The organism is Streptomyces sp. JW3, from assembly GCF_052216785.1.
Lineage (GTDB): Bacteria > Actinomycetota > Actinomycetes > Streptomycetales > Streptomycetaceae > Streptomyces.
Window position 1 is genome coordinate 1 of record NZ_JBQOUX010000197.1, and the last position, 5,695, is coordinate 5,695.

Below are 5,695 nucleotides of genomic sequence, written 5' to 3' on the forward strand. Positions count from 1 at the left end.
TCCGCCATGCCGAAGACCTGCATCAGCTTGCAGCCGAGGGCGGGTTCCAGGCGGCGGGCGGCCGATTCGCTGTACTTGGCGCCGCCCACCAGGGCCAGTTCCAGGCTGGACAGGTCGTGCGCGGTGGCCTCGGCGGCGTCCGTCCACACCAGGGCGAGCGGCGGCACCATCGCCGTCATGGTGATCCGCTCGCGCTCGATGAGCGGGAACGCGGTCGCCGGGTCGGGCCGCGGGGCGAGCACCACCGTGCCGCCCGCGTACAGCGCGCCGAGCCAGCCGGGGGAACTCATCGGGAAGTTGTGCGCGGCCGGCAGCACCACCAGGAACCGGGTGGCACCGTCCACCCCGCAGATCTCGTTGGAGCCCCACAGCGAGTACATGTAGTCGTCGTGGGTGCGCGGGATCAGCTTGTTCAGTCCCGTGGTGCCGCCGGAGAGCTGGAGGAACGCCAGCTCGTGCGGTGCGGGCCCGTCGAACGGTCCGGCCGGCTCGCACGGCACCTCGCTCAGCGGGGTGTGCTCGCCCGGGTCGTCGCCGGCCACGAAGACGTGCTTCAGACCCGGGTTCTGCTTGCGCATCAGCGAGGCCAGGTCCCGGTGGTCGAAACCGGCGTGCCGGTCCGGGACGACGTAGGCGACGGCTTCGGTGAAGGAGCAGAAGTGGGCGATCTCCGTCTCGCGGTGCGCGGGCAGCGCGTACACCGGCAGCGCGCCGATCCGGAACAGGGCGAAGACCACCTCGACGAACTCGCCGATGTTCGGGAGCTGGACGACGACCCGGTCGCCCTTGCGGATGCCGCGCGCCAGGAAGCCGGCCGCCATTCGGTCGGCCCGCTGGTCCAGTTCCCGGTAGGTCCAGGTGCGGCGCTCGGGGGCCGGGTCGATCAGGGCGATCCGGTCGGGGTGGGCGGCGGCGCGTTCGCGGAGCATGGAGCCGAAGGTCTCGCCGCGCCAGTAGCCGGCCGCGCGGTAGCGCTCGGCGAACTCGGCGGGCCAGGTGGGGGAGTCCACACCGGGGGTGAGGGTCACAGCGAAGCTCCAACAGCGTGCAGGAAGGTACGGAACTTGGCGGCGGTCTCCGCCGTCTCGGCCTCCGGCGTGGACGCGGCCACGACCCCGGCGCCGGCGAACAGCCTGAGCGTCCGGCCCTCGGCCTCGGCGCAGCGGATCGTCACGACCCACTCGCCGTCGCCGTCGGCGTCCTGCCAGCCGACCATGCCGGTGTAGGCGCCCCGGTCGAACGGCTCCGACTCGGCGATGACCCGCCGGGCCAGCTCGGTGGGCGTGCCGCACACCGCGGGGGTGGGGTGCAGCGCGGACGCCAGGTCCAGCGCGGTGGTGGCCGCCGGGTCGGCCAGCTCGCCGGTGACGGTGGTCGACAGGTGCCACATGGCGGCGGTGCGCACCAGCGTGGGCCGCTCGGGCACGTCGAGCGTGGTGCAGAAGGGGGCCAGCGCCTCGCGTACGGCGGCCACCACGACGGCGTGCTCATGGAGGTCCTTCTCGGACTCCAGCAGGGCGGCCGCGCGCCGCACGTCCTCGGCGAGGTCCTCGCTGCGCGGCGCCGAACCTGCCAGCGGGTTGGCGGTGAGCGCGCCGCCCTGCCGGGCGACCAGCAGTTCGGGGCTGGCGCCGATCAGGGTGCGGCCGGGGCCGCTGGGCACGGCGAAGGTGTAGCCGGCCGGGTCGCGGCGGGCCAGCCGGCGCAGCATGGCCGGCAGGTCGGGTTCACGGCGCGAGGTCAGCTCCAGGCTGCGGGCGAGGACCACCTTGTCGAACTCGCCGGCCCGCATCCGGGCGACCGCCGCGGCGACCGCCTGACCGTAGCGCTCGGGGGAGGGGACCTCCTCGACCCGCCAGTCGGGCCGGTCCTCGTCGTGCGGGACGGCCAGCGCGACCAGCGGGTCCTCGCGCAGCGGCGGCGCCCAGTGCACCATGTCCGGCACCGCGAGCGCGGCCGGGCCGTCCGGGGCGAACGGCAGCGTGCCGACCACGACCGGCGCCGCGGCTCCCGGGCGGCGCAGCCCGTCCAGCACCTCGCGCACCCGCACGGCCGGCGGGCGGGCGTCGTCGGGTATCACGGCGGCGGTGCCGCGGCCCAGCAGCGTCCGGTGGGGGGTGGCCAGGAAGCGGTCGGTGGCCGGTCGGTACGCGTCGAGCAGGGAGGTCGCCGCGCCCGGGGAGACGGGCTCGGCGGCGGTGCGTCCGGCGGTGCGGCCGGCGGTGGGTTCGTGCAGGGAAACAGACATGACAGTCTCCAGTGGGGGAGGTCTGAGCAGGGTCTGAGCCGGGGTGGGGATCAGGCCCGCAGGGTCGCGCCGCCGTCGACGTACAGGTCGTGCATCGTGATGTGGCGGGCCCGGTCACAGGCGAGGAAGACGACCGCGTCGGCGATGTCGCAGGGGTCGGCGATCCGGCCGAGCGGGATGCCCGTGCGGTAGGACGCCAGGTCCCCCTCGATGACGCGCCGCGCCGACGCCTCCTCCTCGCCCTCGGTCCACAGGGCGCGCTGCATGTCGGTCATGGTCGAGCCGGGGGAGACCGTGTTGCAGCGCACGCCCTGCCGGGCGACCTCCAGGCCCAGGCACTTGGTGAACATCACCGCGGCGGCCTTGGAGGCGGCGTAGGCGGCGAGGCCCGCGCGCGGGATGCCGCCCGCGTTGGAGGCGACGGTGACGATGCTGCCCCGGCCGCGCCCGGTCATCCGGCGGGCGACGGCGCGGGAGACGTGGAAGACGCCGGTGGTGTTGACCGCGAAGTGCGCCGCCCAGTCCTCGTCGGACAGTTCGGTGACGGGCGCGTCGCGCAGGATGCCGGCCACGTTAACGGCGATGTCCAGCGGGCCGGTCCCGCTCTCCACGGAGTCCACCAGCGCCTCCACGGCGGCGGCGTCGGTGACGTCCAGGGTGTGGGCGGTGACCCGCTCGCCGAACGCCTCCGGGTCGTCGAACGCGAGGTCGGTGGCGACCACCCGGGCGCCCTCCGCGACGAGGGCGGTGACCACCGCCGCGCCGATGCCCCGGCCGGCCCCCGTGACGAGGGCGAGCCGGCCGTCCAGTGCGCCGCTCACGAGGCCAGCGCCTTCGTCAGGTCGGCCAGCACGATCCGGGCGGCGAGCGGGCCGCCGGCGCTGTTCCAGGCGGAGCCCTGGACCACGACGACGTGGCCCTCCTGCTCGGCCTTCAGCTTGGAGAAGTTGGGGACCTTCTTGGCCTCGGCGTACGCCTTCTCGCCGTCGGCCTTCTCGCCGAGGGTGCCGAAGACCAGCCAGTCGGCGTCGATGGTGGAGAGCTTCTCCAGGCTGACCGGCTCGCTGTGGCCGGTGCCCACGCCCTGCTGGTCCTTGGGCCGGTCCAGACCGAGCGCGGTGAGCGTGGAGCCGACGTGGCCCACGCCGCGGCCGACCGCGGACGGCGCGCCGTTCTGCCAGCGGACCACGCTGACCGAGGCGCCCGCGTTGTCGCCCAGCTTCTTCTTGGTGGCGGCCACGTCGGCGTCGAAGTCGCTGACGATCTTCTCGGCCGCGGACTTCTTGTTGAGGGCGTCGGCGGTGGCCGTGAACGCCTTCTTCCAGTCCTCGTTCAGCTTGGCGGTGACCACGGTGGGGGCGATCGACTCCAGCTTGGAGACCTGGGTCTTCACCGCCGTCGTCTCGTCCAGCAGGATCAGGTCGGGCTGGAGGGCGGCGACCTTCTCCATGTCGGCCTCGGCGACCGTGGCGACGACCTGCGCCTTGCCCGCCTTGTCGGCGAGGTAGGTGGAGACGCCCTGCTGGCCGCGGCCCGCGGTCGCGCCGACCGGCTCCACGCCGAGCGCGAGGGCGGCGTCCAGGGTGGGCTCGCTCAGCGTGACGACCTTCTGCGGGTCGGTGGGCACGTCGACCTCGCGGCCCGTGGCGTCGGTGACCTGACGGGTGCCCGACTCCTTGCCGCTCGCGCTGTCGCTGCCGCCGTCGCCGTCGTCGCTCCCGCAGCCGGTCAGGAGGAGCGCTCCGGTCAGGACCGCGGCGGCGGACGTCAGAACGGTTCTGCGGGTGGAACGTGCACAGGACATGGAAGCGGGACTCCTCGGTTGCGGATGATGGCGGAAAACGGTCGGGAAAGAGGTGGGGAAGGGGTCGGAAAGAGGTCGGGGGAGGTCAGCGGCCCAGCAGCCGGACCAGGCCGGCGGCCAGGGCGCCGTGCCAGCAGGCGTAGTCGTGACCGCCGTTGTAGGTGTCGAAGGTCACCGGACAGCCGGCCGCGCTCAGCGCGCCGTACAGCGCGCGGCTGTGGTCGACCATGGCGCCCTCGTGCAGCCCCACGTCCAGATGGACCGTCAGGGCGCGGGGCGGCGCGGACTTGTACCGCGCGACGAGCCAGGGATCGCCCGGCACGGCGGGTTTGGGGCCGGCCGGCGACGGCAGCCCGGGGCGCCACCACAGGGAAGGCGACTGGGCGAGGACGTTGCCGAACCGGTCGGGCCGCAGCAGACCGGCGTACAGGGCGGTCATGCCGCCGAGGCTCTGGCCGGCCACCACGGTGCGCCGCGGGTCGGTGCTGAGCGGCCAGCGGCCGGCCGCCCAGGGCAGCAGCGTGTCGGCCAGGAAGGCGACGAACGGCTCCCGGGCGCCCAGGTCGCGCCAGCGGGTGCGGCGGTCCACGGCGTCCGGCGCGACCACCACCAGCGGCGGCAGCGCCCCGTCGGCGATCAGCGCGTCCAGGGTGTCGCCGAAGCCGAGCCGGCCGAACCACATGTCGCCGTCGCACAGCACGGCCACCGGCAGCGGCGCCCCGGTGTGCCGGGCCAGGCCCGGCGGCAGGTACACCCAGGTGTCCCGGTCGCCGACCGGCGCCCCGGCCGGCACCCGGTGCCGCTCGACCCGGCCGGCCCCGGCCGCGGCCCGCCGTCCGGTCCCCGGCTGGGCCGGGGCGGCGGGCAGGGCGAAGACCGAACTGTCGGCCGGCTGCCAGCGGGTGGCCACCCGCCGGGGGTTGAGCGGGTCGGCGGCGGCGTGCGCGGACAGCGACCGCAGCCGCTCCTGGAGCCCCGCCGGGTCGGCCGGCGGCCGCCCGGTCGAGATGTCGGCGGCCAGCCGGTAGGAGCCGCGGTGATCGGCGCGCAGCCGCAGCCCCAGGTGCCATACGTCCGTCCCCGGCACCCGCTCAAGCAGCGAACCGGCGAGGTGGTCGCGGTCGGTGATGCGGTTGCCGTGGAACAGCACCTGCCGGGTGGCGCGGTGGCCGCGCCACAGGAAGGTGACCGCGCGATGGCCGGGCAGGCCGTCCAACTCCTCGACCAGCGGAGTGCCGAAACGTTCCACCTCTGTCCAGAACTCGGCGGTCAGCGCGGCGCGCCGTACCGCGTCGGCCCCGTCCGTCTCCTGCTGGAGACGCGCGACGCGCGGGCCGGTGACCCGGACCGGACGGATGTCCAGGGACGCGTGGCTCGGGGCGGAACTGGGCAGGGTGGTCATCGGTGTTCTCCGTGGACCGCGGTCGGGTATACAGATGGTGCCGGTGCTGTCGACGTGATCGTCAACAAGCTTCGGTAAGGGTAGCCTAAGCTAACCACATGTCCATTGGAATGTGTGCACTGCACCGGCCGAAAACGGTGCCCGCCCCCCGGTGCCCCGCCCCGGCGGCGACCCCGTGAGCGCCGCGACGGCCCCCGCCCCGCCGAAACCGGCGCCCGGCGCCCGCCGCCCGCGCGGCCGG

General features: G+C 74.7%; 5 protein-coding genes. All 5 read right to left on the reverse strand.

What is annotated here, in order from left to right; genetic code table 11:
- Positions 1–1,028, reverse strand: a 1,028-nt coding sequence (locus ACTT8P_RS37750) for a (2,3-dihydroxybenzoyl)adenylate synthase (protein WP_442836314.1), incomplete at its 3' end; no start/stop codon positions are given.
- Entirely contained in the window at positions 1,025–2,248 is a 1,224-nt protein-coding gene (locus ACTT8P_RS37755; RefSeq protein WP_442836315.1) for an isochorismate synthase, read from the reverse strand. The genes ACTT8P_RS37750 and ACTT8P_RS37755, both read right to left, overlap by 4 nt.
- A 50-nt stretch (positions 2,249–2,298) precedes the next feature.
- Positions 2,299–3,069: a 2,3-dihydro-2,3-dihydroxybenzoate dehydrogenase gene (locus tag ACTT8P_RS37760; protein ID WP_442836316.1), complete on the reverse strand. Its 771-nt coding sequence runs from the start codon at positions 3,067–3,069 to the stop codon at positions 2,299–2,301.
- Positions 3,066–4,052 (reverse strand): ABC transporter substrate-binding protein, encoded by a 987-nt coding sequence (locus ACTT8P_RS37765; protein WP_442836317.1) that lies wholly within the window; start codon positions 4,050–4,052, stop codon positions 3,066–3,068. The genes ACTT8P_RS37760 and ACTT8P_RS37765 overlap by 4 nt, the downstream gene beginning before the upstream one ends.
- A gap of 85 nt (positions 4,053–4,137) precedes the next feature.
- Entirely contained in the window at positions 4,138–5,454 is a 1,317-nt protein-coding gene (gene fes / locus ACTT8P_RS37770; RefSeq protein WP_442836318.1) for an enterochelin esterase, read from the reverse strand.
- Positions 5,455–5,695: the final 241 nt, after the last annotated feature.

Excerpts from the sequence above, each read along its gene's own strand:
- ACTT8P_RS37765 (WP_442836317.1), bottom strand. The coding sequence starts at position 4,052 with ATGTCCTGTGCACGTTCCACCCGCAGAACCGTTCTGACGTCCGCCGCC.
- fes (WP_442836318.1), bottom strand. The coding sequence starts at position 5,454 with ATGACCACCCTGCCCAGTTCCGCCCCGAGCCACGCGTCCCTGGACATC.
- ACTT8P_RS37755 (WP_442836315.1), bottom strand. The coding sequence starts at position 2,248 with ATGTCTGTTTCCCTGCACGAACCCACCGCCGGCCGCACCGCCGGACGC.